This is a genomic window from Allobosea sp. P2_A10, from assembly GCF_056405115.1.
The window spans coordinates 518138-535051 of sequence record NZ_JBFUCS010000001.1; the positions used below are offsets into that span (position 1 = coordinate 518138).

16 protein-coding genes are annotated in these 16914 nt (G+C 66.8%); 8 read left to right on the plus strand and 8 right to left on the minus strand.

Annotation, left to right across the window (positions count from 1 at the left end; translation table 11 throughout):
* Window positions 1-50 precede the first annotated feature (50 nt).
* Genes AC1DZY_RS02535 through AC1DZY_RS02545 form a run of 3 tightly spaced genes read left to right on the plus strand, consistent with a single transcriptional unit; the run spans window position 51 to window position 3366 of the window.
* On the plus strand, window positions 51-854 hold the full coding sequence (locus tag AC1DZY_RS02535) for a phosphoadenylyl-sulfate reductase (protein WP_476818480.1): 804 nt from the start codon (window positions 51-53) through the stop codon (window positions 852-854).
* Window positions 851-1753 carry a sulfate adenylyltransferase subunit CysD gene (gene cysD / locus AC1DZY_RS02540; protein ID WP_476818481.1) on the plus strand — a complete coding sequence of 301 codons (903 nt, stop codon included), beginning with the start codon at window positions 851-853 and terminating at the stop codon, window positions 1751-1753. The genes AC1DZY_RS02535 and cysD overlap by 4 nt, the downstream gene beginning before the upstream one ends.
* A complete protein-coding gene (locus tag AC1DZY_RS02545; protein ID WP_476818482.1) occupies window positions 1753-3366 on the plus strand; it encodes a sulfate adenylyltransferase subunit 1 in 1614 nt (537 codons plus the stop codon). The genes cysD and AC1DZY_RS02545 overlap by 1 nt, the downstream gene beginning before the upstream one ends.
* Before the next feature lie 47 nt (window positions 3367-3413).
* On the opposite strand, the gene AC1DZY_RS02550 is transcribed toward AC1DZY_RS02545, so the two are convergent.
* The 7 genes from AC1DZY_RS02550 to AC1DZY_RS02580 form a co-directional block, all read right to left on the minus strand.
* A complete protein-coding gene (locus AC1DZY_RS02550; protein WP_476818483.1) occupies window positions 3414-4058 on the minus strand; it encodes an EF-hand domain-containing protein in 645 nt (214 codons plus the stop codon).
* 169 nt (window positions 4059-4227) lie between these two features.
* Window positions 4228-4635 (minus strand): RidA family protein, encoded by a 408-nt coding sequence (locus AC1DZY_RS02555; protein WP_476818484.1) that lies wholly within the window; start codon window positions 4633-4635, stop codon window positions 4228-4230.
* Between the two features lie 50 nt (window positions 4636-4685).
* Complete coding sequence (locus tag AC1DZY_RS02560) at window positions 4686-6326, minus strand: benzoate-CoA ligase family protein (protein WP_476818485.1); 1641 nt, start codon at window positions 6324-6326, stop codon at window positions 4686-4688.
* A 2-nt stretch (window positions 6327-6328) separates the two neighbouring features.
* Window positions 6329-7534, minus strand: coding sequence for an acyl-CoA dehydrogenase family protein (locus AC1DZY_RS02565; protein ID WP_476818486.1), 1206 nt, complete (start codon window positions 7532-7534; stop codon window positions 6329-6331).
* Between the two features lies 1 nt (window position 7535).
* The gene (locus AC1DZY_RS02570) at window positions 7536-8369 is read right to left on the minus strand and encodes an enoyl-CoA hydratase family protein (protein ID WP_476818487.1); all 834 of its coding nucleotides are present in this window, start codon (window positions 8367-8369) and stop codon (window positions 7536-7538) included.
* On the minus strand, window positions 8366-8923 hold the full coding sequence (locus AC1DZY_RS02575) for a MarR family winged helix-turn-helix transcriptional regulator (RefSeq protein WP_476818488.1): 558 nt from the start codon (window positions 8921-8923) through the stop codon (window positions 8366-8368). Before AC1DZY_RS02575 ends, AC1DZY_RS02570 begins: the two co-directional genes overlap by 4 nt.
* Window positions 8924-8927: 4 nt before the next feature.
* Window positions 8928-9683: an SDR family NAD(P)-dependent oxidoreductase gene (locus AC1DZY_RS02580; protein WP_476818489.1), complete on the minus strand. Its 756-nt coding sequence runs from the start codon at window positions 9681-9683 to the stop codon at window positions 8928-8930.
* A gap of 228 nt (window positions 9684-9911) precedes the next feature.
* Here AC1DZY_RS02580 and AC1DZY_RS02585 point away from each other — a divergent pair, with 228 nt between their 5' ends.
* The 4 genes from AC1DZY_RS02585 (at window position 9912) to AC1DZY_RS02600 (ending at window position 16111) form a co-directional block, all read left to right on the plus strand.
* The gene (locus AC1DZY_RS02585) at window positions 9912-12242 is read left to right on the plus strand and encodes a bifunctional salicylyl-CoA 5-hydroxylase/oxidoreductase (protein WP_476818787.1); all 2331 of its coding nucleotides are present in this window, start codon (window positions 9912-9914) and stop codon (window positions 12240-12242) included.
* A gap of 195 nt (window positions 12243-12437) precedes the next feature.
* The gene (locus tag AC1DZY_RS02590) at window positions 12438-13385 is read left to right on the plus strand and encodes a ring-cleaving dioxygenase (protein ID WP_476818490.1); all 948 of its coding nucleotides are present in this window, start codon (window positions 12438-12440) and stop codon (window positions 13383-13385) included.
* A gap of 224 nt (window positions 13386-13609) precedes the next feature.
* Window positions 13610-14419: a hypothetical protein gene (locus tag AC1DZY_RS02595; protein WP_476818491.1), complete on the plus strand. Its 810-nt coding sequence runs from the start codon at window positions 13610-13612 to the stop codon at window positions 14417-14419.
* A gap of 105 nt (window positions 14420-14524) precedes the next feature.
* The gene (locus AC1DZY_RS02600; protein WP_476818492.1) at window positions 14525-16111 is read left to right on the plus strand and encodes a methyl-accepting chemotaxis protein; all 1587 of its coding nucleotides are present in this window, start codon (window positions 14525-14527) and stop codon (window positions 16109-16111) included.
* Between the two features lie 99 nt (window positions 16112-16210).
* Here the strand turns inward: AC1DZY_RS02600 and AC1DZY_RS02605 are convergent, their stop codons facing one another.
* Window positions 16211-16420, minus strand: coding sequence for a hypothetical protein (locus AC1DZY_RS02605; protein WP_476818493.1), 210 nt, complete (start codon window positions 16418-16420; stop codon window positions 16211-16213).
* Between the two features lie 344 nt (window positions 16421-16764).
* Between AC1DZY_RS02605 and ykgO the strand changes: the two genes are divergently transcribed.
* Window positions 16765-16890: a type B 50S ribosomal protein L36 gene (gene ykgO / locus AC1DZY_RS02610; RefSeq protein WP_038363015.1), complete on the plus strand. Its 126-nt coding sequence runs from the start codon at window positions 16765-16767 to the stop codon at window positions 16888-16890.
* Window positions 16891-16914 lie beyond the last annotated feature (24 nt).

Sequence of the window (16914 nt, forward strand, 5' to 3'; positions counted from 1 at the left end):
CCTGCGGATATAGCTCAGGCGTTCGATTTACCGAACGCCTGAGGCGTATCATGGCTTTCGAAAACCCCGACCCGGATCAATCGTCTGCCGCTCGCAGTGTTCTCGCTACGCGCGCTGCCGGATGGGCCGACGCGTTCGGCGAGACGGATGCGCTCGAACGGCTCAGCCGGCTACGCGACGCCAGCCATGGCCGCATCGTCTTCACCACCAGCTTCGGGCTGGAGGATCAGGTGCTGACGCATCTGATCGTGCAGGCGGGTGTCCGGGCCGAGTTCGTCACGCTCGACACCGGCCGGCTGTTTCCCGAGATCTATGCGCTCTGGGCCGAAACGGAGGCGCGCTATGGCATCGTCATCCGTCCGTTCTATCCTCGTCATGACGCAATTGAGCTCTTTGTGCGCCAGAACGGCATCAACGCCTTCTACGGCTCGCGCGAGGCGCGCAAAAGCTGCTGCGACATCCGCAAGGTCGAACCGCTCGGCCGCGCGCTGGCCGGCGCCGATATCTGGATCACCGGGCTGCGTGCCGACCAATCGGCAGCGCGTGGCGGCGTGGCCTTTGCCGAGGTCGACGAGGCGAGGGGGCTGATCAAGCTCAACCCCCTGCTCGACTGGTCGCGGGACCGGGCGGTCGCCTTCGCCAAAGCCAATGACATTCCGCTCAACCCGCTGCACGACAAGGGCTTCGTCTCGATCGGCTGCCAGCCCTGCACGCGGGCGATCGCGCCCGGCGAGCCCGAGCGGGCCGGGCGCTGGTGGTGGGAGGACGACGCTGCGAAGGAATGCGGCCTGCACGTCGGCCCCGAAGGTGCACTCGTCCGCACGAAACCCGCCGTGACGGGAGCCCACGCATGATCCAGCTCAGCCATCTTCAGAAGCTCGAAGCCGAGGCGATCTTCATCATCCGCGAGGTGGTGGCGACCTGCGACAAGCCGGTGCTGCTGTATTCGATCGGCAAGGATTCCGCCGTTCTGCTGCATCTCGCGATGAAGGCGTTCTGGCCGGCAAAGCCGCCTTTCCCGCTGCTCCATGTCGACACGACCTGGAAGTTTCGCGAGATGATCGCCTTTCGCGACGCGACCGCGGCCCGGCTCGGGCTCGACCTGATCGTCCATATCAACCAGGACGGTGTGAGGGCCGGCATCGGCCCCTTCGCCTCGGGCTCGCGCGTCCATACCGACGTCATGAAGACGCAAGGCCTGAAGCAGGCGCTCGATCTGCATAAGTTCGACGCGGCCTTCGGTGGTGCGCGTCGCGACGAGGAGAAGAGCCGCGCCAAGGAGCGTGTCTTCTCCCTGCGCTCGCCGGAGCATCGCTGGGACCCGAAGAACCAGCGCCCAGAACCCTGGCAGCTCTTCAACACGCGCAAGGCGCAGGGCGAGAGCTTTCGCGTGTTTCCGCTCTCGAACTGGACCGAGCGCGATGTCTGGGACTACATCGCGCTGGAGAACATACCCGTAGTGCCGCTTTACTTCGCCGCCCCGCGCCCGGTCGTGCGCCGCGACGGCGCCTGGATCATGCGCGACGACGAGCGCATGGAATTGCGCCCCGGCGAGGTCGTCGAAACCCGCATGGTGCGTTTCCGCACGCTCGGCTGCTACCCGCTGACCGGAGCGGTCGAGAGCGAAGCCGCGAGCCTCACCGAGATCATTGCCGAGATGCGCGCTTCGCGCTCCTCGGAGCGGCAGGGCCGCGTCATCGACCATGACGGCGCGGGTTCTATGGAGCAGAAGAAGCAGGAAGGCTATTTCTGATGACGGCGCTTGCCAGGGAAAGGCAGCCGGGCGGGAACGGCCTGCCCGCCAATGACAGCACGGACCTCGACGAGGCCGGACGGCATTCGCTGCTGCGCTTCATCACCTGCGGCTCGGTCGACGATGGCAAATCGACCCTGATCGGTCGCGTCCTCTACGAGGCGGGCGCGGTGCTCGACGACCAGCTCGACACGCTCGACGCCGATTCCCGCAAGTTCGGCACGCGAGGCGCGCTGCCCGATTTCGCGCTGCTGGTCGATGGTCTCTCGGCCGAGCGCGAGCAGGGCATCACCATCGACGTCGCCTATCGCTATTTCGCCACGGGCAAGCGCTCCTTCATCGTCGCCGACACGCCCGGTCACGAGCAATACACCCGCAACATGGCGACCGGAGCCTCGACCGCCGATCTCGCCATCATCCTGATCGACGCCCGCAAGGGCCTGCTGCCGCAGACGCGCCGGCACTCCTTCATCGTCTCGCTGGTCGGCGTCCGCCATGTCGTCGTCGCGATCAACAAGATGGACCTCGTCGGTTATGACGAGACGGTCTTCCAGCGTATCGCCGCCGATTATCTCGCAGCGACCGCCGGGCTCGGCTTCGAGACCGTACAGTTCGTGCCGGTCTCGGCGCGCGATGGCGAGAATGTCATGCGCCGCTCGCAGGCGATGCCCTGGTACACAGGGCCAGCGCTTTTGCCGCTGCTGGAAGACATCGCTGTCGCGCCGATGACGCAGGCGGAAGGCTTCGTGCTGCCGGTGCAGTGGGTCAATCGGCCCGATCTCGATTTTCGCGGCTACGCCGGCTCGGCGGTCAGGGGCAAAGCGCGGGTCGGCGATGCGGTCGTGGTGCTGCCGTCGGGCAGGACGAGCCGGATCGCCCGGCTGATCGGCGCGGCCGGCGAGGCCGGGCATATCTGCGCCGGCCAGGCCGTCACGCTGACATTGGCGGACGAGCTCGACATCTCGCGCGGCGATGTGATCGTCTCGGCACAGGCTCCCCTTCCGGTCAGCCGCGAACTCGTCGCGCATCTGCTCTGGACCGGCGAGAAAGCGCTGGTCGAAGGCGGCCAGTTCCTGCTCAAGCTCGCGACCCAGAGCGCCAATGCGACGCTCGGCACGCTGCGTCATAGCATCGACATCGAAGGCTTCCGGCCGGTGCCGTCGCAGAGCCTGCGGATGAACGGGATCGGGCTGGTCCGGCTCAACCTAGACAAGCCGGTGGTCGCCCTGCCTTACGCGGAGAGCCGCGAACTCGGCGGCTTCATCCTCGTCGACAAGGTCAGCAACGAGACGGTCGCCTTCGGCTTCGTCGAGGCCGACGAGCCTCGTGATCCTCGCCGGATCGAGCCCACGGCCAGCCTGCGCAGCGCGGCGCTCGGCATCGTCGGCCGCAGCGGCACGCCTGAGCGCCGCGCCTGGCTGAGCGCGATCAGCTGGCGGCTGTTCAGCGCGGCCGGGTTGTTCCTAGGGAGCCTTGCCCTGACCGAGCGGGCTGACCTATCGACGGTGCTGGCGCTTGGCGATCTCGTCTTGCGGCCCCTGCTGCGCCCGATGCATGCGCGGCTTTGGAAGCGGTCGCCCAATCCGGCATTGCAGGACGGGGCGGGTATCTGAAGCGCCGGGCGGCGTTCTGCCGGCCGGCGTTGTTCAGGCGAAGCGGATCACGCCGCCTGCGAATAGCTGCTGCTGGAGGCGGTCGAGGCGCCCAGCTGATAGGCATTGCCATAGCTCTGCGACGCGGCAAGCGAGACGCTTGACTGCGGCGGTGGCGGAGGTGGCGGTCCACGGCGCTGATGCGCCTGCTGGAAGGAGGCCTGCTCCTCTTTCGAGATCGATCCGTTCGAATTGGAATCGATCGCGTCGAACAGCTTGCCCAGAAGATCGCTCGAGGCATCGCTTTTGCCGTCGCCCGAGACCGCCTTCAGGAACTCGTCCTTGCTGACGCTGCCGTCCGAATTGCTGTCGAACTGGGCGAAGACATCGTCCTCGTCGTCTGACGATGTCGTTTCGGTCTTGGCTTCGGCATGGCCCGAATGCAGTCCGAACAGGAAGGACTGCAATTGCTGATGGGCTTTCTCGGTCTTCTCCTTGAAGGCGTCCGATTCGGCCTTGGTGACCGAGCCGTCGCCATCGGTGTCGATCGCCTTGAACAGCTTCTCGCTCTTGGCGCTGTCGGCGCCTTTCGGTGCGCCGGCCTTGAACTCGTCGAGTGTCAGGCTGCCATTGCTGTCGCCGTCGAGCGTTTCGAAGCTCGGTGGTTTGGGCGGTGGCGGGCGAAAGCCGCCGACGCCGCTGATGCTGGACATAAACATCTCCGTTGCTGTCATCCGCCTCGTGGCGGCACAGACAATGTCAGGAGAAAACCGTAGACAAAGCGCTAACCATGGCGGTCACGACCGCGACTGATCGTTTCCGATCGTATCGTTTCGGCCCGCCGGCAATGCATGGAAACAAATCAGCAGGCAGCGCGCCCGCTCAGGCAGCGACGATCGCCGTCGCCTCGATCTCGACCATGGCTTCGGGCTCGACCAGCGCCGCGACGCCGACCACCGCCATCGCCGGGAAATGCCGGCCCATCACCTCGCGATAGATCGGTCCCATATCCTTGAGGCTCGCACGATAAGCGGCGATGTCGGTGACGTACCAGGTCAGCCGTACGATGTCCTCGATCCTCCCGCCGCCGGCCTCGACCACCGCCTTGATGTTGATCAGCGTCTGGCGCAGCTGCGGCAGGAACCCTGTGGCGAAGACGCCGGCCGCATCCCAGCCGACGAGCCCGCCCGTGACCAGCACGCGTCCTTCCGCGACCATGCCGTTGGCGTAGCCGCGCGGTACTGGCCAGCCCTCGGGCAGGATGGCGCGGATGAGAGTGTCGTTCGACATGGCGTCGCCTCGGGTTTCGGCCGTTCTCCGGCTCGCGTCTTGTAGACAGATCAGCCTTGGTCCCGCGCCATCTGGCGCAGGGTGAAGCGTTGCAGCTTGCCGCTCGCCGTCTTCGGCAGGGCCGGCACGAACGCGATGGCGCGCGGGTACTTGTACGGCGCGATCGTCGCCTTGACATGGTCCTGCAGCGCCTTGGCCAGCGCGTCGTCACCGAGAAGCCCCTCGCGCAGCACGACATAGGCCTTCACGATCTGGCCGCGCTCGGGGCAGGGCGCGCCGACGACGCCGCATTCCAGCACGTCTGGATGCGCGAGCAGACTGGCTTCGACCTCCGGTCCGGCGATGTTGTAGCCGGCCGAAATGATCATGTCGTCGGAGCGGGCCTGATACCAGAAATAGCCGTCCGCATCGCGCAGATAGGTGTCGCCGGTGACGTTCCAGCCATCGAGCACATATTTCGCCTGGCGCGGATCGGCGAGATAGCGGCAGCCGGTCGGGCCGCGCACGGCAAGCCGTCCCGGCGTGCCGTCGGGCACGGTCTTGCCGGCCTCGTCGACGATCTTTGCCTCATAGCCCGGTACGGGCAAGCCGGTCGCGCCGGGCCTGATCTTGTCGCGGGCTGCGCCGATGAAGATATGCAGCATCTCTGTCGCGCCGATGCCGTCCATCAGCGGCAGGCCCGTCTTCGCCTTCCACGCGTCGAAGGTCGCCTTGGGCAGCGCCTCGCCGGCGGAGACGCAGATGCGCAAGGACGAGATGTCGCGGCCGGCCAGCCTGTCGATCATGGCGCGATAGGCGGTCGGCGCGGTGAAGGAGACCGTCGCCTTGTGGGTCTCGATCGCGTCGATCAGATCGGCCGGGCCGGCCTTCTCGGGGAAGATGCTGGCCGCCCCGATCCGCATCGGGAAAAGCACGAGCCCGCCGAGCCCGAAGGTGAAGGCGAGCGGTGGCGAGCCGATGAAGCGATCGTCGGGCGAGGCCTGCAGCACGCGCGCGCCATAGCAGTCGCAGATCGCCAGCAGGTCCTGATGGAAATGCATCGTGCCCTTGGGCTCGCCGGTGGTGCCCGAGGTGAAGCCGATCAGACAGACATCGTCGCGGGCGGTGTCGCAGGCAGCAAACGTCTCGTAGCCATCCTGCGCCATCAGCGCCTCGAGACTTGCCGCCGTGCCGTCGCCCCAGGTGACGATGCGCCGGAGTCCGGGCGCCTGCTTCTGCGCGGCTTCTAGATCGGCGAGCAGCTTGCGGTCGCAGAGCGCGAGCGCGATCCCGGATTTGACGATCGGATAGACCAGTTCGCCCGTCCGCAGCATCGGCATGGTGGCGACGGCGACGCCGCCGGCCTTGAGCACGGCGAAATAGGCGGCGACCATCATCGGAGTATTGGCGGCGCGCAGCAGCACACGGTTGCCGGCGGCCATGCCGAGATCGCGCGTCAGCACATTGGCGATGCGGTTCACCCTCTCGGCGAGGTCGGCATAGCTCCATTCAAGGTCGGTCGCGACGATGACCGTGCGCTGCCCCCGACCCTCCGTGACATGGCGGTCGAGCAGTTCGGTGACGACGTTCAGGCGTTCGGGATAGGCGAGGCCGGCTTCCGCGAGCCGCAGGTCCGGCCAGCTTTCGCGCGGCGGCAGGTTGTCGCGCGCGAAGCTGTCGATATGGCCCGATCGCAGGAAGCCGTCTGCCATGCTCAGCCTCCCGCCCTTTGCGCCTGCGCCTTCAGCAGGTCGCGCGCGATCACCACTTTCTGGACCTCGGTCGCACCCTCATAGATGCGCAAGGCTCTGATTTCGCGATATAATTCCTCGACCTTGACGCCTTTGGTGACGCCAAGCCCGCCATGGATCTGGACGGCGCGGTCGATCACGCGCTGGGCGTTTTCTGTCGCGACCATCTTGGCGAGAGCCGCCTCGCGGGTGACGCGGGTCGCGCCCTTGTCCTTGGTCCAGGCGGCGCGGTAGACCAGCAGCGCCGCTGCATCGACCTCGGCCGCGCTGTCGGCGATCGCGGCCTGGCTGAGTTGAAGATCGCCAAGCGTGCCGCCGAAGAGCTTGCGCCCGTTGGCGTGCGACACCGTTTCGTGCAGCGCGCGCCTTGCAAAACCCAGCGCGGCCGCGCCGACGGTCGAGCGGAAGATGTCCAGCGTCGCCATCGCGACCTTGAAGCCGTCGCCGGGCCCGCCGATGCGGTTCTCGGCCGGAATGCGGCAGGCGTCGAAGCGCAGGGTGGCCAAGGGGTGGGGCGCGATCACATCGATCCGCTCTGCAATCGTCAGGCCGGGCGTGTCGGCCTCGACCAGATAGGCCGACAGGCCGCGCGCGCCAGGAGCCTCGCCGCTGCGCGCGAAGACGACATAGTGATCGGCGATGCCGCCATTCGAGATCCAGGTCTTCTCGCCGTCGATGCGGACATGGCCGTTGCCATCGGGCACGGCCGTCGTCGCCATCGCCGCGACATCCGAGCCAGCCTCTCTTTCCGACAGCGCGAAGGCGGCGATGCGGCGGCCCTCGCGAACACCCGGCAGGATGCGCGCTTTCATCTCGTCCGACCCGGCGATGCTGATCGAGCCGGTGCCGAGCCCCTGCATGGCGAAGGCGAAATCGGCAAGCCCGTCGCGGCTGCTGAGAATCTCGCGGGCGAGACAGAGCGTGCGGACGTCGAGCGCCGGCGTCAGTCCGCCATAGGCGCCCGGAACAGCCGCTTTCAGAAAGCCGGCCTCGCCCAGCGCCCTGACACGCGCCCGGCAGGCGGCGTCGACATCGTCATGCGGCAATCCGGGCAGGGTGGCGTCGGCCCAAGCGGCGAGCTCGACCGCGAAGACGCGGTGACGCTCCTCGAAGAACGGCCAGTCGAGCGTGTCGCCGAGAATGCCGTCGAGTTTGGCTGCGCCCGCCATCTCAATTGCCCTCGAAGACCGGCTTCTGCTTGGCGGCGAAGGCGTGATAGGCGCGGGCGAAATCCTCGGTCTGCATGCACAGGGCCTGCGCCACGGCTTCCGCCTCGATCGCACTTTCGACCGACATCGCCCATTCCATTTCAAGCATGCGCTTGGTCATGGCGTTGGCGAACGTCGGGCCGTCGCCGAGTTCGGCGGCGAGCGCCTGCACCTCAGCCAGCACCGCGTCCCGGGCGAGCAGGCGGTTGAGGAAGCCCCAGCGCTCGGCCTCCTCGCCGCGCAGCACCCGGCCGGTGTAGAGCAGTTCGGCGGCGCGGCCCTGGCCGACGATACGCGGCAGCATCGCGCAGGCGCCCATGTCGCAGCCGGCGAGGCCCACGCGGTTGAACAGGAAGGCGATTCTAGTCTCGGCCGTGCCAAACCGCATGTCGGACGCCATCGCGATGATTGCGCCCGCTCCCGCGCAGATGCCTTCGATCGCGGCGATCACCGGCTGCGGACAGGCGCGGATCGCCTTCACGAGATCGCCGGTCATGCGCGTGAATTTGAGCAGGTCCTTCGTTTCCATCGCGACCAGCGGGCCGATGATCTCGAAGACGTCGCCGCCCGACGAGAAATTGCCGCCCGCGCCGGTGACGACGATTGCTTTGACGCCCTCTTCCTTCTGCGCCGCGAGGAAGAAATCCGTGAGTTCCCGGTAGCTTTCGAAGGTCAGCGGATTCTTTTTCTCAGGCCGGTTCAGCGTCACGGTCGCCACCTTGCCGGCGACGTCGAGCTGGAAATGCGCCGGCTTGAAATCGGCAAGCGGCAGGATGGTGGCGTTGGCGAGGCTCATGCCTTGTCTCCCTTGCCCGCGTCTTGCTTGCCGGCGTCTTCCCGAGCCCGACGCGAGATCGCCTCGTGCAGCGAGGCCTTGGTGCGTCCCAGCAGACGAAACAGTTGCGGACGTTCCGCCTCGTCGAGCCCTGCGAACAGCTCGGCGATCCAGCCCTCGTGCCGCTCGGCCATCGCCTTGAACGCCTTGCGCCCGGTCGCCGTCAGCGTCAGCACCTGCACGCGCCGGTCCTGCGCGGCGGCCCGCTTGTCGACGAGTCCGTCGGCCAGCAACCCGGCGACCACGGCGGTGACGTTGCCGTTCGAGACCATCAGCCGCTGCGAGACTTCGCCGACCGTCATGCCCGTCGTCGATTTCTCCAGCTGCGCCATCAGGTCGAAACGCGGCAGCGTCGTCCTGAATTCCTCGCGCAGGCGGTTGCGGATTTCGGTCTCGATCAGCGTCGAGCAGGTCAGCAGCCTCAGCCAGAGCCTGAGTTCGTCCTTGTGGTCGCCGGGGCGTTCGCTCGCCTTGGTCTCGCGGTCGAGCATCAGGCTGGGGGAGGGTGTCTCCATCGCGTCAGAACTCCCCGCCATTGATTAGCAAAGATTGCCCTGTGATCGACTGGCTGCCCGGCCCGCACAGATAGATCACGGCGGCGGCGACCTCGTCTGGCGTGATCAGCCGGCCCTGCGGGTTGTCTTGGACGAGTTGCGCCAGTGCCTGCTCGCTGGTGATGCCGGTCTTGGAGGTGATCGCCTCGATGCCGCCGGCGACCATGTCGGTATCGGTATAGCCTGGGCAGATCGCGTTGACGGTGACGCCGGAGCGCGCCGTCTCCAGCGCCAGCGAGCGCACCAACCCGATCACTGCATGTTTGGCGGCGGCATAGGCCGAGACATAAGCATAGCCGCGGTGCCCGGCGGTCGAGGCGATGGCGATCAGTCGCCCCTCGCGCCGCTCCAGCATGCCCGGCAGCGCCGCATGGAAGGCGTTGACCGTGCCGATCAGGTTGATCTCGACCATGCGCCTGAAACGCTGCGCGTCGCTGCGCGAAAACGGCCCGGTCTCGACCGCGCCTGCATTGGCGATGACGATGTCGAAGGGCGCGGCCTTGGCCAGTTGGGTTGTTGCGGCCAAAGTCGCGGCCTCGTCGCGGATGTCGCAAGAGGCGCATGCATCGGCGTCTCCGGCAGAAACGGCCTCTTGCAGAACGGCCGCATCGCGGCCGATGATGCTGACGCGCGTGCCTTGCGCTTTGAGCGCGGCCGCAATGGCGCGGCCGATGCCCCGTCCGCCGCCCGTCACCAGCGCATGCCGTCCCGCCAGAACCATGCCGACCTCCCGATCGGCCCAATATATTTTAGGTCTAAAGCAATTTGCAAGCGATCTGATCCGAGCCGCCATCTCGGACGTATCCTAACCGGATCGGCATTTTCTCAATGAATTGAACAATGTTCCTGTCAGCGCGTCGGGATGGCGAGGGCAATCTGGCTTCATCCTCTTGAGATAAAAATATTTCAGGCTTAAAATAATTTCACGGATGGCAGTGGAGGGATCATGATGCGCATCGCGGTCGTTGGCGGCGGACCTGCCGGGCTTTACTTCGCGCTCCTGATGAAGCGCGACTGGCCTGAACTCGATGTCACGGTCCTGGAGCGCAACCAGCCCGACGACACTTTCGGCTTCGGCGTGGTCTTCTCCGACCAGACGCTCGACACCTTCAAGGCCGCCGACGAGGCGAGCTATGCCGCGATCCGCGACAATTTCGCATACTGGGACGATATCGAGATCCATTTCAAGGACAGCATCCACCGCGTCTCCGGCAACGGCTTCTGCGGCTGTTCGCGCCGTTCGCTGCTGATGCTGGTGCAGGCGCGGGCCCGCGAACTCGGCGTCGCCCTGCGCTTCGGCGAGGAGGCCGCCGATATCGAGACGCTGAAGGCGGACTACGATCTGGTCGTCGCCGCCGATGGCATCAACAGCCGCATCCGCGAGGGCTGGCGCGAGCGCTTCCAGCCGGAGACCGATCTGCGGCCCAACATCTTCACCTGGATGGGCTCGACCAAGCCCTTCGACGCCTTCACCTTCTTCTTCAAGCAGACGCAGTTCGGGCTCTTCATCGCCCATTGCTACCAGTACGAGGCCGGCCGCTCGACCTGGGTGCTGGAGACCGATCCCGAGACCTTCGCGAAGGCGGGGCTGGACAAGCTCGACGAGGCGCAATCGGCCGCTTTCCTGGAAGGCGTCTTCGTCGAGGAAMTGGACGGCCACAAGCTCGTCACCAACCGCTCGCTCTGGCGAAATTTCCCGATGATCCGCTGCAAGAACTGGGTCGCAGGCAACGTCGTGCTGATCGGCGACGCCAAGGCGACGGCGCATTTCTCGATCGGCTCGGGCACCAAGCTCGCGATGGAGGATGCGATTGCGCTCCACCGGGCGATGGGCAAGGCCGGGCTCGATGTCGCCACGGGACTGGCTCTGTTCGAGCGCACCCGGCGCGAGGAGGTCGAGAAGACGCAGCACGCCGCCGATGTCTCGCTGGTCTGGTTCGAGCAACTGCGCCGCTTCTGGGATTTCGATCCGTTGCGGTTCGCCTTTGGCCTGATGACGCGCTCCAAGGCGATCACCTATGACAATCTCGCTCTGCGCGCGCCGGAGTTCGTCGCCGCCATCGACAAACTGGTGGCGCAGGAGATCGGCCCCTCGGCGCGGCTGCGCAAGGACGGCTCGCCCGTGCCGCCGGCCTTCCAGCCCTTCCTGATGCGCGAAATGCGGCTGGAGAACCGCATGGTGCTCTCGCCGATGTGCCAGTATTCGGCCGATGACGGCATGCCCGGCGACTGGCACCTGATGCATTACGGCTCGCGCGCCATCGGCGGCCCGGGCCTGATCTTCACCGAGATGACCTGCGTCTCGGCCGACGCCCGCATCACGCCGGGCTGTGCCGGGCTCTATACCGACGGGCATGAGGCGGCCTGGGCGCGCATCGTCGATTTCGTGCACGCCAATTCGGCCGCCAAGCTCTGCCTGCAGCTCGGTCACGCCGGCCGCAAGGGCGCGACGAAACTGATGTGGGATGGCATGGACCGGCCGCTGGAGGAGGGCGCCTGGCCGCTCATCTCGGCCTCGCCCTTGCCCTATTATCCCGAAAGCCAGACGCCGCGCGAGATGAGCCGCGCCGACATGGACGCGGTCAAGGCCGAGTTCGTCGAGGCCGCCGAACGCGGCATGCGCGCCGGCTTCGACATGCTGGAGCTGCACTGCGCCCATGGCTATCTGCTGGCGAGCTTCCTCTCGCCGCTGACCAACCGCCGCACCGATGAATATGGCGGCAGCGTCGAGAACCGTCTGCGCTATCCGCTCGAGGTCTTCGCCGCCTTGCGCGACTGCTGGCCGCGCGAAAAGCCGATGTCGGTGCGCATCTCCGCCACCGACTGGAAGACCGGCGGCGTCACGCCCCACGACATGATCGCGATCTCCTCGGCCTTCGCTGAAGCCGGCTGCGACCTCGTCGATGTCTCGACTGGCCAGACCGTCAACGACGGCCGCCCGATCTATGGCCGCATGTTCCAGACGCCGTTCTCGGACCAGATTCGCAACGAGGCCCGCGTCGCGACGATGTGCGTCGGAAACATCACAACGGCCGATCAGGTCAACACCATCATCGCCTCGGGCCGGGCCGATCTCGTCGCGCTCGGCCGGCCCCATCTCGCCGATCCGTCCTTCGTCCTGCGCGCGGCGGCGTGGTACGGCGTCGACATCGCCCAGCCGCTGCAATATGCGCCCGGCAAGGACCAGCTCATGCGCAACACGCCGCGCGAGCGCGAGGAACTGGAGGCGCTCAAGCTCAAGGCCAAGCCGAGCCGCCACGCCGTCGGAACCGCAACCTGAGCAGGCGGTGTTCATCCCGCGGCGAAAGCAGATTGCGGATCAGGCGTGAAACGGGGTGCGCGGATTGCCGGCTTATTGCATTCGCGCAAGCGCGCGATTGGCGGAGACTGGCTTTTGCAAGTCAGAAGCCGCGCTATCTCAGGAGCCGACAGCGAGCCCGCGATGGCTCGGGCCCAACCATCGAAAGGCGCTCCCATGACGCTCACCGGCATCCATCACGTCACCGCCATCTCGGCGAACGCTCCGCAGAACCGGCGCTTCTACGCGCAGACGCTTGGCATGCGCCTCGTCAAGAAGACGGTGAATCAGGACGACGTCTCGGCCTATCACCTGTTCTACGCCGATGGCGCGGGCTCGCCGGGCTCCGACCTGACCTTCTTCGATTGGCCGGCCCAACCGGCGCGGCGCGGCACGAATGCGATTACGCGGACCTCGCTGCGCGTCGCCGACGAGGCCTCGCTGGAGTGGTGGCGCGCCCGGCTCGCCGATGCCGGCGTCAAGACCACGGCGATCCGCACCATCAACGGCCGCGCGGCTGTTGATTTCGAGGACCCGGAAGGCCAGCGCCTGACCCTGCTCGCCGATGGCGGTGCGATTCCCTTCGCCGTCTGGGAGAAGAGCCCTGTGCCGCCCGAGCACCAGATCCGCGGCCTTGGCCCCGTCACCATCTCGGTGCCGAAGCTGGAGCGGACGGAGGTCGTGCTGACCAAGCTGCTTGGACTGGAGAAAATCGCGACCTATCGCGACGAGGCCCATGCCTCGGGCGAGATCCATGTCTTCAGGATCGGGGAGGGCGGGCCGGCGGCAGAGTTGCATGTGGCAGTCGAGCCGGACGCAGCGCAAGGGCGCGAGGGCGCGGGCGGCGTGCATCATCTGGCGCTGCGCACACCGACCTTCGCCGACTACGACGCCTGGGCGGAAAAGCTGAAGGCGGCGGGCTATCCCAACAGCGGCAAGGTCGACCGCTTCTATTTCCGCTCGCTCTATCTGCGCGAGCCGAACGGCATCCTGATCGAGATCGCGACCGACGAGCCCGGCTTCTCCGCCGATGAGCCGGCCGAGACGATGGGCGAGGCGCTGTCTCTGCCGCCTTTCCTGGAGGCGCGTCGCGCCGAGATCGAAGCGGGTCTGAAGCCGCTTTAGATCGGGTGCAAACGATCTGAGACTGCCGCAGCGTCAGCTTTCAGGGCTGGCGCTGCGGCATGTCCACAGGCTTCGCTGTCGGCACCAAGCTGAATGAAATCTCAACGGAATAGGTAAAATTTTAAGGCTCCGCTGGCAGATATACCTTGAGCTGGAGGCGCTGATTCCCGGTCGAGGCGACCGTGGTCTGGCGTAGCCCGGCCATCTGTCTTCGAGGGCGCGCCGTGAACATTTTTTCTGCTTCGATCAAGAGCTATCTGCTGGCGACCATGGTGTGCCTCGGCGTTCCCGGCATCGGTGCGCTGACCTACCTCGCCAACCAGTCGCTCGACGATGTGCGCACCAACACGCGCCTCGCCGAACTGGTCGGGGCCGACAAGGCCTTGCTGCTGGCGGGCAACACCATCCGGACCAATCGCGGCCAGGCGCAGACCAGCATTCAGGCGACGGATGATTCCGCCGCGGTCATCAAGAAGGTCGAGCTCGCCAACCGCGCCGAACTCGCCGATGCGATCGCCAAGCTGCGAGCGACGGATCTGTCGGAGCGCAACGCGATGGCTGACGCCGTCTCCCAAAGCGAAAAGTCGACCGACGCCAAGCTGCCGGAGATGTATACCGAGGCCGCCAAGCCCAAGTCGCAGCGCTCGCTGGCCGCCACCATGCCCTGGTACAATGCGGTCGGCGACATCGAAACAGCGCTGGTCAAGGCCTCCGACGCGACCTCGAACGCGGTTCGGCTGGCAGATCCCGCTCTGGCCGACCTGCAGGCCTTCAAGGCCGCCGGCTGGCGCGTGCGCTCCTTCTACGGCACGCAGTGCTCGATCCTGCGGCCCGCGCTCGGCTCCGGCAAGACGCTTGAGCCAGCACAGCAGCGCGCGCTCGGCGAGGTTCGCGGCGCGACCAATGCGAGTCTTGCCCAGCTCAAGCAGCTGAGCGCCCGTCCGGGCGTCGCGCCCGAACTCGCCCGCAAGGTGGCCGTGGCCACCGGCGATGTCGAGGCTGCCAATCTCAAGATGGACGAACTCGTCGGCTAGCTCGGTCAGGGCGCTGGCCCGGTCATCGCGGCCGAGGAGTGGACGAAGCAGTGCAATGCGCCGTTCACCTCGATTGTCGGCGCCGTCGTCCAGTCATTCGACGACATGGAAACGGTGACCCGTAACGGGCTGGCGCAGGCCCGGACGCGGCTGGCCGCGATGTCTGGCCTGCTCGTCGCGCTGCTCGCGCTCAGCGTCTTGAGCTGGCGCGGAGTCCAGCGCCGCATCGCCCGGCCGCTCGTCTCGCTGAAATCGGCGCTCGACGGCATGCAGGCCGGCGACTTCTCGCAGGCCATCCCGACTCCGCCTTGCCGTGACGAGATCGGCGCCCTGAGCGGCGCGCTCGAAATCTATCGCGAGAACGCGCTGACGCTGGAGGCCAACCGCCGCCAGCGCGAGACCGAGATGCAGGCAGACGCCGAAAAGGCGGTGGGCGTGCAGAACTTGGTCCGCGACGTCGGCGACGTCGTCTCCGCGGCGGCCGCCGGCGATTTCTCGGCGCGTTTGCAGATCGAGCATGCCGACGAGCAGATGCAGAAGCTGGTTGCGGGGATCAACGAGATTAATGCGGTGGTGGATTCGGCGACGAGCGAGTTTGCCGCCGCGCTGCAGGCGGTCGCCGATGGCGATCTGACCCATCGCGTCGAGACGGCCTACCGTGGAAAATTCGCCGAGCTCAAGGGCGCGATCAACGAGACCGTCGACCGKCTSTCKGCGACGGTGCGGACGATCCAGGTGACSTCGTCGGATGTCGGCCTGGCGGCGCGCGAGATCAACATGGGCGCCGACGATCTGTCGAAGCGCACCGAAGAGCAGGCCTCCTCGCTGGAGGAGACGGCGGCGACGACGGAGGAGCTTGCGGCGTCGGTGAAGGCGTCGGCCGCGGCCTCGCGGCAGGCGGCGGCGATCGCGACCGAGGCGATGGAGGCAGCCCAGGGCGGCGGCGCGATCGCGACCGAAGCGGTGGCTGCGATGTCGCGCATCGAGGACGCCTCGAAGAAGATCTCCGACATCATCCGGGTGATCGACGACATCGCCTTCCAGACCAACCTGCTGGCGCTGAACGCGGCGGTCGAGGCCGCGCGCGCCGGCGACGCCGGCAAGGGTTTTGCGGTCGTCGCAAGCGAGGTGCGCACGCTGGCGCAGCGTTCGTCGGCGGCGGCCAAGGACATCTCCGGCCTGATCTCGTCGAGCAACGCCGAGGTCACCGGCGGCGTCAGGCTGGTGCGGCAGGCGGGCGATGCGCTGACGCAGATTCTCTCGGCCTCGCAGAAGGTCGCGGCCACCATCGCCGACATTTCGGCGGCGTCGGGCGAGCAGGCCAACGGCATCGACGAGATGAGCCAGGCTATCGCCCATCTCGACGAGATGACGCAGCAGAATGCGGCGCTGGCCGAACAGAGCGCGGCGTCCGCCGGTTCGCTGTCTGGCAAGATCGGACAGCTCAACGACCTCGTCGCCGCGTTCCGCACCGGGCCGGAGTCGGCCCAGGGCCACGCTGCGCCGCGCACGCCCTACGCCCCACCCCCGCAGCGCGCCACGGACCGCGCCGCCGGCGAGCCCGAGCGCCTGCGCAAGCTCGCCGAGGCCGCCTTCGCCCAGACCAAGGCCGCGCCGGCCCCGGCACGACCCGCCCCCGCCAGGAAGGCCGTCAACGCCCGCGCCTCCGACGCAGGGTGGGAAGAGTTCTGAGGAAAAGGAGCCGTCTGCTGCAAAAGCCGCATGCATCCAACAACAAAAAAGGCCACCCGCGAGGGTGGCCTTTTCCTTATCGGCGAACAGGCGATTTGATCAGCGTGTCGTGCGACGCGTCTCGCGAACCACCGAGGGAGCCGTGATAGCTCCAGCCGCACCGCCGACGACCGCGCCGACCGGGCCAGCAACCACCGCGCCCGTACCGGCGCCTACCGCCGCGCCGCCGATGCGCTGCTCGGTCGTATTGCCGCAAGCGCCGAGCGCCAGCGCGGCCACGGCGATAAAACTCAATGTCGAAATTTTCATGATCGCTATCCCCAATGGGTTGAGTGACTTGGCAACGCCGCAGCGGCGGCCAATGTTCCCTTGGGCGCGGCGGCGCGAGTATCACGACGGGCTGCGCCGCAGAAAGCCCAGCCACCACGATCCTGCCCGACACATCCCCGGCATCTGCGCCCTGATCGCGCTTTGGGGCGCCTTTCGACTTGCGATCCGCGCAGAAATCCGTATACAGCCGGCATCGCATCAGCCGCACCGCCAGCGTGGTCGATGAGGGCCGGTTTCCGGTTCGCGTCGTCGGCTGGTTTTTGGCAAGGCTTTCGTTATTGACCGATTCGGCCGCAGGGCCGGCCCGGCGGAGTTTGAGACCGATGAAGATCCGCAATTCGCTGAAGTCGCTGCGCGCCCGCCATCGCGACAACCAGCTCGTGCGCCGCAAGGGCCGCGTCTACATCATCAACAAGGTCCAGAAGCGCTTCAAGGCGCGCCAGGGCTGAGGTTTCGCGCGGCTCAATGTCGCC

Coding starts and splice junctions, on each gene's coding strand:
- cysD (WP_476818481.1), top strand. CDS start 851: ATGATCCAGCTCAGCCATCTTCAGAAGCTCGAAGCCGAGGCGATCTTC.
- AC1DZY_RS02560 (WP_476818485.1), bottom strand. CDS start 6,326: ATGGCAGACGGCTTCCTGCGATCGGGCCATATCGACAGCTTCGCGCGC.
- AC1DZY_RS02550 (WP_476818483.1), bottom strand. CDS start 4,058: ATGTCCAGCATCAGCGGCGTCGGCGGCTTTCGCCCGCCACCGCCCAAA.
- AC1DZY_RS02570 (WP_476818487.1), bottom strand. CDS start 8,369: ATGAGCCTCGCCAACGCCACCATCCTGCCGCTTGCCGATTTCAAGCCG.
- AC1DZY_RS02545 (WP_476818482.1), top strand. CDS start 1,753: ATGACGGCGCTTGCCAGGGAAAGGCAGCCGGGCGGGAACGGCCTGCCC.
- ykgO (WP_038363015.1), top strand. CDS start 16,765: ATGAAGATCCGCAATTCGCTGAAGTCGCTGCGCGCCCGCCATCGCGAC.
- AC1DZY_RS02565 (WP_476818486.1), bottom strand. CDS start 7,534: ATGGCGGGCGCAGCCAAACTCGACGGCATTCTCGGCGACACGCTCGAC.
- AC1DZY_RS02575 (WP_476818488.1), bottom strand. CDS start 8,923: ATGGAGACACCCTCCCCCAGCCTGATGCTCGACCGCGAGACCAAGGCG.
- AC1DZY_RS02590 (WP_476818490.1), top strand. CDS start 12,438: ATGACGCTCACCGGCATCCATCACGTCACCGCCATCTCGGCGAACGCT.
- AC1DZY_RS02580 (WP_476818489.1), bottom strand. CDS start 9,683: ATGGTTCTGGCGGGACGGCATGCGCTGGTGACGGGCGGCGGACGGGGC.
- AC1DZY_RS02555 (WP_476818484.1), bottom strand. CDS start 4,635: ATGTCGAACGACACTCTCATCCGCGCCATCCTGCCCGAGGGCTGGCCA.
- AC1DZY_RS02605 (WP_476818493.1), bottom strand. CDS start 16,420: ATGAAAATTTCGACATTGAGTTTTATCGCCGTGGCCGCGCTGGCGCTC.
- AC1DZY_RS02535 (WP_476818480.1), top strand. CDS start 51: ATGGCTTTCGAAAACCCCGACCCGGATCAATCGTCTGCCGCTCGCAGT.